At 46.1% G+C, this 17,022-nt stretch carries 17 protein-coding genes and 1 pseudogene; 12 read left to right on the top strand and 6 right to left on the bottom strand.

What is annotated here, in order from left to right:
* The first annotated feature begins 83 nt into the window (after window positions 1-83).
* Complete coding sequence (locus tag OEU88_RS00180; RefSeq protein WP_262693073.1) at window positions 84-761, top strand: DUF6058 family natural product biosynthesis protein; 678 nt, start codon at window positions 84-86, stop codon at window positions 759-761.
* A 166-nt stretch (window positions 762-927) separates the two neighbouring features.
* On the opposite strand, the gene OEU88_RS00175 is transcribed toward OEU88_RS00180, so the two are convergent.
* The 3 genes from OEU88_RS00175 to secA form a co-directional block, all read right to left on the bottom strand.
* Entirely contained in the window at window positions 928-1,779 is an 852-nt protein-coding gene (locus OEU88_RS00175) for a hypothetical protein (RefSeq protein ID WP_262693072.1), read from the bottom strand.
* A gap of 114 nt (window positions 1,780-1,893) precedes the next feature.
* The gene (locus OEU88_RS00170) at window positions 1,894-3,777 is read right to left on the bottom strand and encodes an acyltransferase family protein (RefSeq protein ID WP_262693071.1); all 1,884 of its coding nucleotides are present in this window, start codon (window positions 3,775-3,777) and stop codon (window positions 1,894-1,896) included.
* 145 nt (window positions 3,778-3,922) lie between these two features.
* Complete coding sequence (gene secA, locus OEU88_RS00165; RefSeq protein WP_262693070.1) at window positions 3,923-6,754, bottom strand: preprotein translocase subunit SecA; 2,832 nt, start codon at window positions 6,752-6,754, stop codon at window positions 3,923-3,925.
* A 338-nt stretch (window positions 6,755-7,092) separates the two neighbouring features.
* Between secA and argJ the strand changes: the two genes are divergently transcribed.
* Both argJ and OEU88_RS00155 read left to right on the top strand, forming a co-directional pair.
* On the top strand, window positions 7,093-8,337 hold the full coding sequence (argJ, locus tag OEU88_RS00160; RefSeq protein WP_262693069.1) for a bifunctional glutamate N-acetyltransferase/amino-acid acetyltransferase ArgJ: 1,245 nt from the start codon (window positions 7,093-7,095) through the stop codon (window positions 8,335-8,337).
* A gap of 179 nt (window positions 8,338-8,516) precedes the next feature.
* Window positions 8,517-8,750, top strand: coding sequence for a hypothetical protein (locus OEU88_RS00155; RefSeq protein ID WP_262693067.1), 234 nt, complete (start codon window positions 8,517-8,519; stop codon window positions 8,748-8,750).
* 48 nt (window positions 8,751-8,798) lie between these two features.
* Here OEU88_RS00155 and OEU88_RS00150 read toward each other — a convergent pair whose 3' ends face one another.
* Complete coding sequence (locus OEU88_RS00150; RefSeq protein WP_262693066.1) at window positions 8,799-9,050, bottom strand: Flp family type IVb pilin; 252 nt, start codon at window positions 9,048-9,050, stop codon at window positions 8,799-8,801.
* A 135-nt stretch (window positions 9,051-9,185) separates the two neighbouring features.
* Between OEU88_RS00150 and mutT the strand changes: the two genes are divergently transcribed.
* The gene (mutT, locus tag OEU88_RS00145) at window positions 9,186-9,632 is read left to right on the top strand and encodes an 8-oxo-dGTP diphosphatase MutT (RefSeq protein ID WP_262693065.1); all 447 of its coding nucleotides are present in this window, start codon (window positions 9,186-9,188) and stop codon (window positions 9,630-9,632) included.
* Window positions 9,629-10,198 carry a nucleotidyltransferase family protein gene (locus OEU88_RS00140; protein WP_262693064.1) on the top strand — a complete coding sequence of 190 codons (570 nt, stop codon included), beginning with the start codon at window positions 9,629-9,631 and terminating at the stop codon, window positions 10,196-10,198. The genes mutT and OEU88_RS00140 overlap by 4 nt, the downstream gene beginning before the upstream one ends.
* Window positions 10,199-10,201: 3 nt before the next feature.
* Here OEU88_RS00140 and OEU88_RS00135 read toward each other — a convergent pair whose 3' ends face one another.
* Window positions 10,202-11,056, bottom strand: coding sequence for a methyltransferase domain-containing protein (locus OEU88_RS00135; protein ID WP_262693063.1), 855 nt, complete (start codon window positions 11,054-11,056; stop codon window positions 10,202-10,204).
* Window positions 11,057-11,138: 82 nt separating this feature from the next.
* On the opposite strand from OEU88_RS00135, the pseudogene OEU88_RS17640 reads away from it, so the two are divergent.
* From OEU88_RS17640 to OEU88_RS00115, 5 genes and pseudogenes are all read left to right on the top strand, one after another.
* Window positions 11,139-11,348, top strand: a pseudogene (locus OEU88_RS17640) (double zinc ribbon domain-containing protein); the annotation flags it as partial.
* 9 nt (window positions 11,349-11,357) lie between these two features.
* On the top strand, window positions 11,358-11,912 hold the full coding sequence (locus tag OEU88_RS00130) for a ComF family protein (protein WP_262693062.1): 555 nt from the start codon (window positions 11,358-11,360) through the stop codon (window positions 11,910-11,912).
* Window positions 11,913-12,069: 157 nt separating this feature from the next.
* Complete coding sequence (gene grxC / locus OEU88_RS00125) at window positions 12,070-12,330, top strand: glutaredoxin 3 (RefSeq protein WP_262693061.1); 261 nt, start codon at window positions 12,070-12,072, stop codon at window positions 12,328-12,330.
* 9 nt (window positions 12,331-12,339) lie between these two features.
* Window positions 12,340-13,158 (top strand): carbon-nitrogen hydrolase family protein, encoded by an 819-nt coding sequence (locus tag OEU88_RS00120; protein ID WP_262693060.1) that lies wholly within the window; start codon window positions 12,340-12,342, stop codon window positions 13,156-13,158.
* Window positions 13,159-13,163: 5 nt separating this feature from the next.
* On the top strand, window positions 13,164-13,682 hold the full coding sequence (locus OEU88_RS00115; protein ID WP_262693058.1) for a DUF1178 family protein: 519 nt from the start codon (window positions 13,164-13,166) through the stop codon (window positions 13,680-13,682).
* Between the two features lie 23 nt (window positions 13,683-13,705).
* Here the strand turns inward: OEU88_RS00115 and ubiG are convergent, their stop codons facing one another.
* On the bottom strand, window positions 13,706-14,485 hold the full coding sequence (gene ubiG / locus OEU88_RS00110; RefSeq protein WP_394805212.1) for a bifunctional 2-polyprenyl-6-hydroxyphenol methylase/3-demethylubiquinol 3-O-methyltransferase UbiG: 780 nt from the start codon (window positions 14,483-14,485) through the stop codon (window positions 13,706-13,708).
* A 166-nt stretch (window positions 14,486-14,651) separates the two neighbouring features.
* Here ubiG and OEU88_RS00105 point away from each other — a divergent pair, with 166 nt between their 5' ends.
* Both OEU88_RS00105 and OEU88_RS00100 read left to right on the top strand, forming a co-directional pair.
* Window positions 14,652-15,872, top strand: coding sequence for an aspartate kinase (locus tag OEU88_RS00105; protein WP_262693056.1), 1,221 nt, complete (start codon window positions 14,652-14,654; stop codon window positions 15,870-15,872).
* A 34-nt stretch (window positions 15,873-15,906) separates the two neighbouring features.
* Window positions 15,907-16,962, top strand: a complete 1,056-nt coding sequence (locus OEU88_RS00100; protein ID WP_262693055.1) for an NAD(P)H-dependent flavin oxidoreductase — start codon at window positions 15,907-15,909, stop codon at window positions 16,960-16,962.
* The last annotated feature ends 60 nt before the right edge of the window (window positions 16,963-17,022 follow it).

The following is a 17,022-nucleotide window of genomic DNA, read 5'->3' as shown; positions in this document are numbered from 1 at the left end:
GCGCCTAACTAAGTTAGGCGCTTTCTTTTTGCATTTAACTTTAGAATGAAATAAAGAACATATAGTGAACATATGGGTATATTATGAGCAGTTATAATTATATTACGGAAAACTTTATTTCGCTTGAGCAGTTATCAACCTTAAGCGGGGCAACAACGCGTGAAATTGAATCCATGATCGCGGCGCAGTGCTTACCGGATGCCGCTTATCAGTTAAAAGGCGAGTGTACTATTACGTCTATATTTGGTGATTATGTTGAAGAAATAAGGCAGTCTTTTTTCCCAAATTCTTACGTAGATATGGTGCGTCAGATTTTAAGTGATCCACGAGCGTTGGAAGATATTGCGCGGTCATATAAACAGGTATTTTATGATGGGTATCGTGGCTACTTAATAGAATTTGATGCGCAAAATTATGGTTTTCATCATCTGTTTGATGCAAGCGGACAAGTTTCTGGTGCTGCTGCTGACGCATTTTTTGATAGTGAGTGGGAGCATTATCGCAACGGTGTTTATGGTTTGTGCACAAACTCGGCTTCTATTGAAGAGATAGCGACGAAAGAGGCAATGATTGCTCGTATTAAGTTCTTAATGAGCAAAGAAAGCCCCTTATCGGCGCCGGATACTGAAATGTTGAAGAAAGCCGTTGATATGCTTGATAAGGCGTCAGCTCAATTTGCCCCGCATGAACGGGAGGCAAGTTCGCGCGGGAAATACATTGATGCTGTCAATCGTCAGTATTTTGATGGTGAGGCCTGTTAGAAAAAGAAGAAACGCCCGGAATACTCAAAACTACACGTTACAATCCGGGCGTTTCTCTTGTTGGACGTTTCAGACATGAAGGGGAGCGAGGGAACACCTTTTGTCTCTATGAAACGCCCGCTGGTGCTTGTGCGAGATCAGGGTTTGCACCAGCGTTTCTCTATTTTCACCGATATGTCGCGTCAGCATCGCGGTCGTATATACCGGCGCGAGAACGGTGTCCGTCGTAGCGTTGTTCTGTGTATGTAGGCGTGTATGAATACTGTGCTGCAAGATTTGCATAGAACTGTTCACTTCGACCGTTAATGTTTCTTGCAATAGCGTGCGCTAATTTACTTGTCGTTTCGTTGCGCACTTCATATGCGATTGCCTGTTTCTGTTGGTCAACAGACCGTGAGAACAAGCGCGCTACTGCAGAATTTGGATAGTGTGCGGTTGGTATTACGCCGCAGTTGGTTTGTGCGCGCAGGTTTTGACCATGACGAAACTTCTCGTCCGCCTTAATGCGTACGGCGTCTGTGTAGCGACCAGCACCGCGAAGTCGAACGGACAACTTATAATCAGCTAACGCAACGCCTTTTTCCGTAATTCGCGTATAATATGCTCGCTGGTGTATACCACATTGTCCGCCAACATAACGGCGACGCTTCTTATATTTTTTGTTCCGTTGATCAACATCAGTTACGTGAAACGAAAGACGGTAATCCAGTTCATTGGCGCGAATAGTCATATCTGCGGCACGACGATCCGAAACAAGAACGACATATGATGGAACCAGGCCTGCAATACGATCACGTGCAATATATGAAGCTTTATCGCGTCCACGGCGGTTCTCGGTATCTACGCTCACGAAAACCTTAAACGGATGGCTTGCACGAAATTCATAATCAATTGGGTCGGCATTATGCGCTGTGTATGGGTCAGCAAATGCAGGCGATGATACAGACACGGCACCTAACACGATGCTTGCTAGCGCAAGAGGCTTTGTTGCTGTCTGTTGTTTTAATATGCTCAACATTGGTTTCATCCTTGTTTGATGAAGCCAATGTATCGTGCTAACGCTGACTTAATTCTGAGCTAATCATTCATATTCTGTTCATGTAATGAGGCCCGTAAAGTCAAAATCTAATGATTATTGGGGGAAAGCTTCATTAATAAATGTTGATTTTTGAAAAAGGCGATTCCCAGCATAACGAGCACCGTCTGGTGTTAAATGCGTTCCGTCATAGCTGATCAGCTTGCCGGTTTTAGTGAAAATAGGACATGTAGATTTATCTTCACAGACGATTGCTTGAAAATCTATGAAATTATTATGAATCAATTTCCCTATAGTATTGTTTGTTGAAAGGTGGAGTGCGGGCAGTTGGTTTCGTAGTTCTATTCTTTCTTTCAAAGGCATTTCCAGGTAGCGCTTGATTTCAATATCTCCAAAGTGTTTGCGGCCGAGAACGGCAATTTTTGCAGTAGTTTGAGCTGTTAAGTTACTGAGAGATTCAGGTAGTAATGAGCCTTGCCATTCACGCCATGAAGAAGCAAGAATGACATAATCAGCTTCTTTTAACCTTTGTTGCAAAACAGGGTTTTCATAGCGCTCTTGCTGTGCGCAGGCAATCTTATCTTTTTGGTTCAGATTCTTAGCAATGCGTTTGATATCAACATCTAAATTACCACACGCTTGTAAAATGTGAAAAGTAGATACGCTTGTGTTTTGATGTCGATTAACTTCAATAATGCTGTTTAAGAAGTCTTTGCCGAAACTGTCGCCAACGATTAGTACTTTGGAAGCCTTGTCAGAATCAAACGGCTCTAAATTTAAAACATCAAAGTATTTTATTGTGTATTCCCCTTCACTTCTAACGTTTAGTAAAGCAAGGCTTTTGTCTCGTTCCGGATATCTTCCTGGAAAACCATTAGTATATTCTGCTGCGAGCCAGAATATCATCAATAAACATGTTACAGTGATAGGAAGAGCAAGTATTGCCTTGCTACCCAATGTGTTGGGGGGAGCTTTTCTGAACGGAGCTTCAACATATTTGTAAGACAAGAAGGCTAAAGGAAAAACAATTACAATGCCTACTACAAGAATTAGTGGGTTTTGCGCTGTTAAGGGAGACAATCTTATAAAGGCGAAGATAGGCTGATGCCATAAGTAAGCGCTATAGCTGATTAAACCAATCCACACAAAAGCCTTCGTTGATAGTAGGCGTTGAGCTATGTTTTGATCTCGGGCAAATAAGATGATTAGAACAGTTCCCAAAACGGGCAACAGTGCGTATTCGGATGGGAAGGGCACACTACCATCCAAAAATACTATGGCTGACGTAACCATTAAGAGGCCGAGTATTGAGGCAATATTGTTGCCACTAAATAAGTGATTCTTAAGAGCTATAGCGCATGCAGCGCCAGCTAGAATTTCCCACGCACGAGTAGGCAAAAGGTAGAACACAGCCTCAAGTGAAATCTTACTGTTGTCTATTGCCCAAATTGTGAGTGCAAAACTTGAAGCAATGCCGATATAAATTGCCGCTGTGATGGCAGGTTTACCAAATCGGTATAGAATCATCATAATTGGAGGGAAGAAGATATAATATTGCTCTTCTACAGCAAGACTCCAAGTATGCAGTAGTGGCTTAAGTTCGTTAACAGTATTAAAATAACTCTCTCCTTGCCAAAATAAAATATTTGAACTGAAAAATATTGCGGTAATTAAGCTACGGGAATACTCAACCAGTTCTGCGGGCAACAGTATTATATATGCGAATAGGACAGTTGCGGACATCATTAAGAATAAAGCAGGTAAAATCCGCCTCGCACGCCGTTCGTAGAAATTAACTATTGTGAATGTGCCTTTGTCCATTTCGGACAAGATAATCGAAGTAATAAGATAACCGCTGATAACGAAAAAAATATCAACGCCAACAAACCCACCACTAAAGGTTTCTAGACCAGCGTGAAAAAGGATTACGGGCAAAACAGCGACCGCCCGTAGACCATCTATTTCCGGGCGGTAATGCAAGCGATAAAACCTCTGCCATTTCAGTTAGTTGCTCAGAGTTAAACGTTAGTTGGTAGAATAAATTGATCACAGAAATAATCAATCAAAATTCGCATGGCAGGCTTTCATCAATATGTATCATATAGTGTATTAAGGTATCATTTTATTATAACGAACCATGGCAGTGTTTGAACTTTTTACCGGAACCACACGGGCATGTATCGTTTCTGCCAACATTTGCAAATGGGTTGCTGGCTGGTGCTGCAAACGGTGCGCCGTTGCCGCCAACATTGCCGTGACAATGTTTGTACTTTTGTCCTGAACCGCAAGGACAAGGTGAGTTGCGCGGCACGTTTGACCAAGTAGATGTGTCGTTTGCATCAACATCGCCCATATCAACAGGACCCGCACTTGTATCACCTGATATAATACCGCCAGCAGACGGATCAGGATGGTTTGCTTCCATTACCTGTGGCGCTGGCGGCGATGGCATCACATCAGCCGGACTAACCTGCGGCGCAATTTCCACGCGGGCAAGCAATCGTGCCAGCGTCTCGCGGTTCTGATGCAGCATACTTTCAAAGAGAGAGAAGGCTTCGGTTTTATATTCATTTAGCGGATCACGCTGACCATATGCACGCAAACCAACGCCTTGGCGCAAATGATCAAGGTTTTGTAGGTGATCCTTCCATTCCTGATCGACAACCTGCAGGAGTAGGCTTTTTTCGATATGGCGCCAGAACTCGGTTCCATATTGGGTGGCTTTATCATCAATCAGGCGTGCACTTTCGATCTCAAGGCGTTCAATAATGGTGTCGTCATCAACACCTTCTTCTTCGCTCCAGTCTTTTATCGATATGTTGTGCAAACCAAGGGTGTTTTCCACGTCTTCTTGCAAGCCTTCCAAATCCCACTGTTCAGGATATGATTTAGGCGGAATACGGCTTTCAACAATGTGTTGAACTACGTCATCGCGCATATCCTTGATTGTTTCTGATACATCGTCAGAATCCATAATCTCGCGGCGTTGATCATAGATGACGCGGCGCTGATCGTTCATGACATCATCATATTTTACAAGGTTTTTGCGGATATCATAGTTGCGTGCTTCAACTTTCTGCTGCGCTTTTTCGATCGCCTTGTTGATCCATGGGTGAATAATGGCCTCACCTTCTTCAATGCCAAGGCGCACAAGCATGGCGTCCATCCGCTCCGGGCCAAAAATACGCATCAAATCATCTTGTAATGATAGGAAGAACTTCGTGCGCCCAGGGTCACCTTGACGGCCAGCACGACCACGCAACTGGTTATCAATGCGGCGGCTTTCATGACGTTCGGTTGCCATAATGTACAAGCCGCCTGCTTCAAGCACCTTTTGCTTTTCAGTAGCAACTTCTTCTCTGATTTTTTCTTCGATCTTGGCTGTTTTTTTCGGATCGTCGATGCCTTGCGTTTCTTCCGCAATACGCATGTCTGCATTACCGCCCAGCTGGATATCTGTACCGCGACCAGCCATATTCGTGGCGATAGTTACTGCACCGTACCGACCGGCTTGACTAACAATAAAGGCTTCTTGTTCGTGGTGTCGGGCATTTAGTACCTGATGTTTGATTTTCTTTTTCTTCAGAAATGCTGACAACAACTCTGATTTTTCAATCGATACCGTGCCTACAAGAATAGGTTGGCCTTTCGATTGTGCTTCCTCAATGTCTTTCAGGATGGCATCATACTTTTCGTTAGATGTACGATAAAATTCATCGTGTTCATCAACGCGTGCAATTTCCACGTTCGTTGGAATCTCGATAACACCCAGTCCGTAGATATCAGCAAATTCTTCTGCTTCAGTGGCTGCTGTTCCTGTCATGCCGGCGAGTTTAGGGAACATACGGAAGTAGTTTTGGAAAGTAATAGATGCCAGTGTTTGGTTTTCTGGCTGAATTGTAACGCCTTCTTTCGCTTCAAGTGCTTGGTGCAAGCCACCAGAGTATCGGCGGCCATCCATCATTCGGCCGGTAAACTCATCAATAATGATAACTTTATCATCTTTAACGATGTAATCCGTGTCGCGCTCGAACATGGTACGTGCTTTTAGCGCCTGATCTACATGGTGAACAATTGCAGTGTTCTCGTAGTCGTAAAGACTTTCAGATTTAAGTAATCCGTCAGCACGCAGGATGTCTTCTATGCGTCCTGTGCCGTCTTCGGTTAGTGAGACGCTTTTTGACTTTTCGTCTTTTTCGTAATCATCTTCGCTGATCTGCGACAAAGTTTGGTCAATGCTGATGTAAAGGTCTGATTTGTCCTCGGTAGGCCCTGATATGATCAGTGGTGTACGCGCCTCATCAATTAGAATCGAGTCAACTTCATCAACTACAGCGAATGCGAATTCACGCTGTACCATTTCCTCGCGCTGGAATTTCATATTGTCGCGCAGGTAATCAAATCCAAATTCGTTATTGGTGCCATACGTGATGTCTGCCGCATAAGCTTCGCGGCGCTCAGCATCCGTTTTACCTGGAATGACTACGCCTGTAGTCAGGCCAAGGAAACCATAGACTTTGCTCATCCACTCGGCATCACGTTCAGCCAGATAGTCATTCACGGTGACAACGTGAACACCTTTTCCAGGTAATGCATTTAAGTAGGCAGCAAGGGTAGCAACAAGCGTTTTACCTTCACCTGTTTTCATCTCGGCAATCGAACTATCGTTTAAGACCATACCGCCGATTAACTGCACATCATAATGGCGCATGCCCAGGGCGCGCACAGCGGCTTCACGGACAACAGCAAACGCTTCTACCAGCAAGTCATCCAGTTTTTCGCCGTTATCAAGGCGGCCTCTGAACTCAACAGTTTTGGCCGTGAGAGCTTCATCAGACAATGCCTGATACTCTGGCTCCAACGCATTAATGGCAGCAATTTTGGGCTCGAGCTTAGCAAGATAGCGATCATTAGCTGATCCAAATATCTTCTTTGCGAGCGTGCTTAATCCCAACATATGGTTTTCCTAATCTGCCTATTCTCTGCGGCTGTTTTTAGTGTATGCCTCATCCATGAGGGTGCCACATCCGGCCGGTAAAATAATACCCACTACACACTTATTTTTATGCGTATGAATGCACGCACAGATAAGTATAGCCAAGGCTTCTGTCAACCTATGGCAAACATTTGTACCTTACAAAATGACACTGCAAACGAAGCACACTTGCAATAAAGACGCGGTGTGGCCAAAATGCGCCCGAAAAATTGAGCATTTTTGCGCGTTTTTGTTCATGCAGCATGTATACTGTTTCGAGATCATCTTATCGTGAATAACGACATAAATCAGGACAAGTAATGGCAAGCTATCAAAAATCACCTTTGGCGCCGGACAGATTTCCTGATCTTGCTCCCGTGCCGGGCGTTGAGCTGGGAGCTGTAGCTGCGGGCCTACGCTATACCGGTCGTCCCGATCTTATGCTTGTTGAGTTTCCTGGCGGCGCATATGCGGCAGGTGTTTTTACACGTTCCAAAATGCCAGCCGCCCCGGTTGATTGGTGTCGCAGTGCGTTGTCGGAAAGTAAAGGCAAAGCGAAAGCACTGGTTGTCAATGCCGGTAATGCTAATGCATTCACGGGATCACACGGTGAAAAGGCAACAGCGCGCACCGCTTCAGCGGCAGCCGAAATTATAGGCTGTGATATGAATGAAGTATTGCTCGCATCAACGGGGGTTATTGGTGAGCCATTAGACACTTCAAGTTTCCCTAAGTTTTTGCAGCGAATCCATGAAGGCCTTTCTACTGCTATGTGGCATGAGGTAGCGGTGGCTATCACAACAACAGACACTTTCCCCAAAGGATGTTGCCGTACAACATTTATTGACGGTCAGCCTGTTGTTATCTCTGGTATTTCTAAAGGCTCAGGCATGATAGCTCCTGACATGGCTACTATGTTGGGGTTTGTCTTCACGAATGCCAATGTGTCTTCACAGTGTTTGCAAGCGATTCTCTCACATGCAACAGAAGGCAGCTTTAATAGTGTGACTGTAGATGGTGATACGTCCACCAATGATACTGTACTGGCATTTGCGACAGGTGTGCGCGCCAATGCTGATGTGATTGATGACCCATCTGATCCGCGTTTGGCAGAGTTTGTCAAAAAATTCGATCAGGTAATGATGGACTTGGCGCAACAAATTGTCAGGGACGGCGAAGGGGCAACCAAGTTTGTAACTGTAACTGTCGAAGGGGCTGAGGATACCTCTGCGGCACGCACTATTGCCAAGGCCATTGCTAACAGTCCACTTGTGAAAACGGCAATTGCTGGGGAAGACCCTAACTGGGGGCGCCTTGTGATGGCGGTTGGAAAGTCGGGCGAAAAGGCTGATCGTGATGCACTGCAAATATGGATCGGTGATCAAAAGGTGGCCGACAAAGGCGCCGTTTGTAGCAACTACGTGGAAGAACATGCGGCTGCCCATATGAAGACAGACACTATTTTGCTCCGTGTCGATGTTGGGATTGGTAGTGGCTGTGCATCGGTATGGACGTGTGATCTAACCCATGGTTACATCGATATTAATGCTGATTATCGCAGTTAGATATCTGTAAGCAACATTTGCCGCCTAAGTGGTTAATGATTCCGCTTGTGTTTTTGGCGACGATGTTTTTGATTGTTGAATCCCTTTAACTAATTGAAATTTAACAGAAAAATATATGGCACGAGTCTTGTATTGATTTGCTGTGGGTTAAACCAGCAACGATGTACTGGAGAATGAGAATGCCAACAGTGAATTTGGATCTGCAATTGAAATTTTTGAACGAGCTTGAAGAAGCTCTGTCTGATGCATTGCAAAAGTACGCTGACGATGGTGCTGAAAAGCTTGCCGAGCTTAAATATATGCAGCGCGAAGTGGAGCGTGCAAAGCGGGTAATCGCCGAACGCAAAGACGAAGTGGAAGAGCCGCGTCGTCATTATGCGATGGAAGGTTACCGAGAAGCAGCGTTTAGCTAATCGTAGTAAAGATGATTCGATTTCAGCGTGCCAATGTTGGTTGGCGCGCTAGTTTTCGTTTAAGCTGCGCGTGACTTCTGCCGCGTCATTACTCACATTTTCAAATAGTAAGTTTACCAGGTCAGACAGAGCACCCAGCCCGCCTGCAATTCCCAGCGCAACAAGACCTGCTAGTAAACCATATTCCACAGCTGTGGCACCGTCGATGCTTTTGCGAAAATATGATAGGTTTCTGACAATAGATAACTGCTTAACCGTGTCATTTCTTTGAAAGAAAGACACGCCTCGTGATTTGTGCATGATGGTTCACCTCACTGCCTGCTGTCAGGATTAACTTAAACACTCGATTTTTACCTTAGCACTGCAGTGTTGGCGACAAATCTAAACAAGGTGTTAAAGCTTGTATTTGCCTAAAGTTAACGCTAATTGGTCACTATGATTGATGATGAGTGCCCACAGCCAAATGTTCGTGTTGATGCAGACCTGCCAACCGTTCTTGTTGCGGCCATCGCCTTAATGGACGGCGACGGTCATGTCTTGATTGCACAACGCCCTGAAGGCAAATCGATGGCCGGCCTTTGGGAGTTTCCTGGTGGTAAGGTTGAGGCCGGAGAAATTCCAGAAGCAGCATTGATAAGAGAATGCAAGGAAGAGCTCGGTATTGATATTAGTGCTGCTTGCCTTGCGCCCTTCGCCTTTGCTTCGCATACCTATGAGAAATTTCATTTGCTGATGCCCCTTTATGTGTGCCGCAAATGGGATGGATTAGTACAGGGAATGGAAGGTCAGCAAACGAAATGGGTGCCTATTCGTGAACTTTCGACTTATCCTATGCCGCCTGCAGACGACCCATTGGTTGCTATGATCAGGGATTTCTTTTGAGTAGGCACAATGACGCTGCTAAGCGGTTGTTTTCTGTTTTGTATGAAGATGCATTGGCGTTCGCGTGTTTAAAAGCTGTTCAAGAAGTTGGTCCCGATGACGCCTATATTGCTGCAGGCTTTGTTCGAAATCGATATTGGGATCAACTTTATGATAATAATAAAGCTATTTTGGCTGCCGATATAGATGTGATCTATTTTGATCCAGATGATGCAACACATAATGTGGAACATGCATTTGAAGCCGCTCTTTCCAGTGCCGTGCCTGACCAACAATGGCAAGTGCGCAATCAGGCGCGCATGCATGAATATGGTGGGCACAGCCCATTTAAGGATTTAAATGACGCGTTGATGCATTGGCCGGAAGTAGCAACAGCTATTGGTGTGCGAATGACCAATGATGACGCTCTCGAATATATTGCGCCGTTTGGGCTTGATGATCTTTACGATCATGTTTTACGGATAACACCTCTAGTGAAAGAAAAAGACCCTAGCGCATTTGAAAAGCGACTTATTAACAAAGGGTGGCGTAAGCGGTGGCCACAGCTACGCGTTATTCGTGCGTAACGTTTATTCTGTGGGTGGCTCTTTAGGCGGACCGCCTGCTTTCAGGGCGTCAGCCAGGTTTATCTTGCCGCTTCCAGGCTTCAAGGGTTTTTGTTGGCTTTCATGAGGATGCCAGCCTGTTAAGTACATCACCTCAAACGTGGCTGTAATGCGCCCATTTTCCAGCCCAAATTTTTCTTGATACATCTCGCAAGCCCGCATCAAGATTTTACGCCTTAAAAAACCCTTTGGTCGATTAACTAATGCATTTGCTTCGCCCATGCCGCGGAGTTCCTGCATGAGGTTAAGCGGATGTGTGTATGTCAGGGTTAATGTGTCAACGTCCGTTACAGGTAGCGCAAATCCGGCGCGTTGCATCAGGCTGCCAAGGTCTTTTACATCAGCAAACGGGATAACACGAGCAGAGGCACCGCCAGTGATTTCGGACTCCGCTGCTAGAAAAGCATGTCTGAGTTCATGCAGGGTTTGCCCGCCAAGCATAGATGCCGTAAACAAACCGTCAGGACGTAGTGCATTTTTTATCTGAACCAATAACCCGGGCAAATCATTGACCCAATGCATTATCATATTTGAAACGATAAGGTCGCTTGACTGCTGAGGAATGTCCAAAGCATCATTGTTTTGCCTATGGATTTGATACGTTTTAGCCACAGCTTCCGGCACAAAAGGCGCAAACATGCCGCCTAAATCAACGCGATCAGTGAAGGTGCGGTTCACCTCGCTTAAACGCTCCTGCATGCGGTCTGCTATTTCTGCTTTTAAAAAATTGTGACCATCGTCCATGCGCTGGCTTCGCGCACGGTTTCGTGCGACAGCTTGTGTATCGAAAAGGCGTGGTGGTGTGTCTTGCTGTATCATGCGTTTTTCATAAGGCGTTGGCAATCAGGGTGCAACTGCTTAAAGCATAGCCAGTCAACCTTGGCGTTGTTATGATCTGTGTATGAAGCCTGACTTATTTCAAAAGTTCAATTTTTTACCACAGGTGCTTGATTTCCTTTTGCCGCCTCGGTGCACCATGTGTCGCAGTAGAATAAATGAACATGGACATTTGTGTTCAACTTGTTGGTCATCGCTAACCCCAATAGCTGACCCTAAATGCCGCCGGTGTGCCATACCGTTCGCTTTTTCAACAGATGAAGCACAAGCCTGTGGTGCATGCTTGCAAACTCCCCCTGTTTACGACAGCGCTAACGCGCCAGTGTTATACGATGAAAAAGGTCGAGAACTCGTGCTGGCACTAAAGTATGGAGGCATGTTGTCTGCTGTGCCGGTAATGGCACGTATGATGAGTAGGGAGCTCGATGTGGTCTCTGGAAGTGGAGCTGAAGATGAGATCGGCTTTGATGTGATAATGCCTGTGCCGCTGCATTGGTCACGCTTGTTAAAGCGCCGTTTTAATCAGTCACAAGTGCTGGCACGTGATATTGGGCGCATTACCGGTCGACCCGTGGATGCGTATACATTGAAACGCGCAAAAGCCACACCAAGCCAAGGTACACTTGGCAGGGAAAAGCGTTTTGCAAATGTAAGCAATGCGTTCATGGTGCCTGAAAACAAGCAGAGTCACATTAAAGGTAAAAGTATATTGCTTGTTGACGATGTGCTAACGACCGGCGCAACAGTTTCCGCTTGTGCCGCTACATTGAAAGATGCTGGTGCACAATATGTCCATGTTGTTGTTTTTGCCAGAGTAGGCGAACCTGTTGCAGCCTAGTGACCTGAATGTCAGAAGATCACGAACAGGTGTAGTGTCAAACTCTTTAAATATCTGGTCTGTCACCTACATAGGCCTAGATTGATAAGAATTACCGGACGTGGTTGTTCCTGTGTTATGCAGGCAGCAAGCACGATATATAATTAAGGATATTAAAATGGCTGACGTTGTCATTTACAGCTCAAACTTCTGCCCATTCTGTTTTCGCGCTAAAGCGTTGTTAAAACAGCGTGGCGCTTCATTTCGCGAGATAAACGTGGATATGAATCCTAAAGCACGCAAAGAAATGCGTGAAAAAGCAGGCGGTGTGAACTCCGTCCCGCAAATCTGGATCGGTGGCAAGCATGTTGGTGGATGTGATGATCTGCATGCGCTTGATGCACGCGGTGGATTAACCACAATGTTACAGGCATCATAGGCAAAACATATGCGCATAGGCCTTATTCAACTCAACACTGGCGATGAAATAGGCACCGCAACTGCTGAGGCATGTCTTCATATTCGGGCAGCAGCAGAGAAGGGCGCGCAGTTTATCTCTACACCAGAAACGACCCACCTGATGGAGATGAACCGTCAGGCTGTGTTGAAAAAAGCTTACGTGGAAGCGGCTGATCCAGGATTGGTTGAGTTTAAGGCTTTGGCACGTGAGCTTGGCGTATGGCTGCATATTGGTTCGTTAATTATTAAAGTAGATGATAGCAAGCTGGCTAACCGGTCTTTCATGATCAATCCGGATGGTGAGATCACCGCGCGCTATGACAAGATACATTTGTTTGATGTTGATCTGGACGGCGGCGAGAGCTACCGCGAATCTGCTCTATATCAACGCGGAGAATCTGCCGTTCTCACCAAAGCGTGTGACACTGATATGGGTATGACTATCTGTTACGACCTGCGGTTTGCGCATTTGCACCGAGCACTTGCGCATGCTGGTGCAAAAATTATCTTAAGCCCTGCCGCTTTTACAAAGCCCACGGGCGCGGCACACTGGCATATGTTGTTGCGCGCGCGTGCAATCGAAACAGGTTGCTTTGTGTTAGCCGCCGCACAAACGGGAATGCATAAAACGGGCCGGGAAACATACGGCCATAGCCTTGTTGTCAATCCGTGGGGCGACGTAATCGCAGATGCCGGACTGGATGTGGGCGCTTTGGTTGTTGACCTTGACTTGTTGCAAGTAGACACAGTACGAAGCAAAATACCGGCATTAAGGCATGATCAGCCTATCCGTGTTGAAAGTATGTAGGCATCATGATTGTTTTTGATTTGAAATGCGATAACGCGCATCAGTTTGAAAGTTGGTTTCGTTCCAGTTCAGCTTTTGAACAACAAAAACAGGCAGGACTGGTCATATGCCCGTACTGCGATAGCAGTTCAGTAACAAAAGCCCTGATGGCTCCGAATGTGTCCGCTAAGGGTAATCAAACCCGGGCCAATCCCACGCATTCAAAAGATGCCGAGATATCAACGTCCGTTTCTGCGGCACAACTACCTAGCCCGCCCAAGCTGCCAGCGGCTGTATCAACATCACCCGAGATGGAGCGACTTGTCGAGCAAGCTGCAGATGTAATGTCTAAAATTCAGGAACATGTAGAAAAGAACTGTGACAACGTTGGCGACCAGTTTGCGGAAGAAGCCCGTAAAATCCATTACGGCGAAGCTGACGAGCGCGGTATTTACGGTAATGCCTCTGCTGATGAAGCAAAAGAGTTGATTGAGGAGGGTATTGACGTACTACCTCTCCCGGTTGCGCGCCGGACTGATGCCTAAATCTTTCGATTTCTACAGTAAATTCAAGCTTTAACCGTAGCACTCATCGCGTAATTCACGTCAGTATCTGATGGAGATAACCGCCATTTCTGCGACAGTGGTGCGAAGACAAACCCTGTTACTGCACTTGCATCCATGCCGCAATTATCTAGAAAGTTAGCTAATTCATTGGGTTTGATGAATTTCTTCCAGTCATGTGCGCCAACGGGTAACCAGCGCAGCACACGTTCAGCGCCGATAATAGCGAATAGATAAGCCTTGGGGGTGCGGTTGATGGTAGACAGCAGCATAATGCCTTCTGGCTTAAGGAGTTGATGGCAGGCTGTGAGATAGGCGTTTACATCCGCGACATGCTCAATAACTTCCATGTTGACAATAATATCAAATTTTTCGCCTGCTTCGGCCAACACTTCAGCCGTTGTATTGCGAAAATCTATGTTAAGGCCGGAGCGTGCGGCATGAAGGCTTGCTGTTTTAATATTTTTTTCAGCAGCATCAACTGCTGTAACATCTGCGCCCAAGCGCGCCATTGGCTCCGAAATCAAACCACCGCCGCAACCGATATCAAGCAGACGCATGCCTTCCAGTGGTTTTTTTAATCCAGCCTCCAGCTTAAAGTGCGCTTCGACTTGCTGCCTGATGTACAAAAGTCTGGTCGGGTTAAGGAGATGTAGTGGCTTAAATGGGCCTTTAGGGTCCCACCATGTGTCTGCAATGCGTGCAAAAAATGCCACCTCATCTGCATCAACTGTCTGCCCTTCAGCTAGTACGCCTTCGGTTTTTACCGCGTCTTGATCTGACATTTCTTCCTCAATACAGCAAATTAGCAAGTTTATTGCGCGTTCCATGCTTGCGCCGGTCATCGTCAGCCATTAAACAGAACCGCGCTGCCTCTATACGCACTATACTCTCTTTTGGGTCAAGTCTTGCGTCAAATTGACAGCACACTTTGTTCGGGATCTGGATTCAATGGCACGCATTGTTAAAAAGTTTGGTGGTACATCTGTTGGTGACCTTGATCGTATTCGCAATGTTGCCAAGCGTGTGGCTCAGGCTGTCAATGAAGGCCATGAGGTTGCTGTTGTTGTTTCTGCCATGTCGGGTGTGACTAACCAACTGGTCGATTATTGCCGTACTGCAGCACCCATGCATGATGCGCGCGAATATGACACTGTGGTTGCTGCCGGTGAGCAAATAACGTCAGGGTTGCTTGCGATCACGCTGCAGGATATGGGGATACCGGCGCGCTCGTTTCTTGGTTGGCAGATTGCTCTGAAAACGAATAGTGTGCACGGTGCGGCACGAATTGAAGAAATCGAACCTGAAGCATTGGAAGCCTGTTTCAAAGAGGGCCGTGTAGCTGTTATAGCTGGGTTTCAGGGTATAGCTGATGATAACCGCATTACGACACTTGGTCGCGGTGGTAGTGATACATCCGCTGTTGCACTTGCCGCAGTGGTATCGGCAGATCGTTGCGATATCTATACAGATGTTGACGGTGTATACACAACAGACCCGCGTATTGTACCTAAGGCGCGAAAGCTGAACAAAATTACATATGAGGAGATGCTGGAAATGGCATCTCTTGGAGCCAAAGTACTACAAACGCGCTCAGTAGCGCTGGCGATGAAGCACGGTGTTCGTACACAAGTGCTCTCGTCTTTTGAAGATTTGCCAGGAACATTGGTTGTTGGAGAGGAAGAAATCGTGGAACAGGAAGTTGTTAGTGGTATCGCTTATTCACGCGGTGAAGCCAAAGTCACGATCATTGGCCTTAAGGATACGCCTGGTATGGTTTCTGGTGTTTTTGCGCCGCTTGCCAAGCACAATGTCAATGTTGATATGATTGTGCAAAGCGCATCAGATAATAGCCAAACCACAGATGTAACATTTACTGTGCCAGAAGATGATTTGAAGAAAACTGTAAAAGTCATCGAAGAAAACCGGGATACCTTGGATTATAAGGATTTGGGTTATACGGGTGATGTTGTAAAGGTTTCGGTCGTTGGTTTGGGAATGCGCAGCCATGCTGGCGTTGCGAGCAAAATGTTTGATACACTTGCGGAAAAAGGCATTAATATTCAGGTAATTTCGACATCTGAGATTAAAGTCAGCGTTGTTATTGACGCCGAATATACAGAGCTTGCAGTGCGTGCTTTGCACACTGCGTATGGCTTAGACCAAGCTTAAGCAAGCTTAGATCAAAATATAAGTGAGGAATTTTATGGTGGGTTCAACTCAAGAGGCAAGTAATGTGCGCACACGTGCAGAAGCTGCCGAGAGACTTGCTTATCTTTGGCAAAGAGGTACAGACTTTTTAGGGTGTGAGCACGCGATCCTCGGTGGTGCGATGACTTGGGTCTCGGAACGCAATCTTGTTTCCTCTATCTCAAATGCTGGTGGCTTTGGTGTGATTGCGTGCGGCGGTATGGATACAAGCATGCTGGCCGCCGAAATTGCTGCAACGCGTGAAATGACGGATAAACCTTTCGGCGTTAACTTGATTACCTTGCATCCGGATATTGATAATTTGATTGCGGTATGCCGCGAGCAAAATGTTTCGCATATGGTGCTTGCAGGCGGGCTACCGAGTGGTAATGCGATTAAAGAAATTAAAGACTTTGGTGCGAAACTGATGTGTTTTGCTCCTACTGTGACATTGGGCAAGAAGTTGGTGCGTACAGGCGTTGACGCACTTATTATCGAAGGCATGGAGGCTGGTGGCCATATTGGCCCTGTATCAACGAGTGTTTTGGCGCAGGAAATATTGCCAATCATCCGTGATGTGCCAGTATTTGTTGCTGGTGGTATTGGCCGCGGTGATGCCATCGCGTCGTATCTGAAAATGGGAGCTTCAGGTGTACAGCTTGGCACCCGGTTTGTTGTTGCTGAAGAATGTATTGCCCATGAAAAATTCAAAAAGGCATTTATTCACGGTAAAGCACGCGATGCTGTTGCCAGTGTGCAGATAGATTCGCAGTTCCCTGTTATTCCGGTTCGCGCCATGAAAAATGAAGGCACAGAAGCCTTTATGGTGAAACAGCGTGAAGTCATTGAAAAATTCCATAGCGGCGAACTTAATCAAGAAGATGCTCAAATGCAGATTGAGAAATTCTGGGGCGGCGCGCTGCGCCGTGCTGTGGTAGACGGTGACGTTGAAACAGGATCGGTTATGGCGGGTCAAAGTGTTGGAATGGTCAAATCTGTACAACCAACACAAGCTATTATTGATGAATTAATTGATCAGGCGGTTGTTTATTTATCGTCAGACAATACATAAGAGCACGATACCGCGCACTGTAATTTACAGTGTAACTTACCGTATTAACTGAAGGATGAC

This window comes from Kordiimonas aquimaris, from assembly GCF_025574485.1.
Lineage (GTDB): Bacteria > Pseudomonadota > Alphaproteobacteria > Sphingomonadales > Kordiimonadaceae > Kordiimonas > Kordiimonas aquimaris.
The sequence above is the reverse complement of the archived record's forward strand: the minus strand, read 5'-3'. Positions and strand labels throughout refer to the sequence as shown.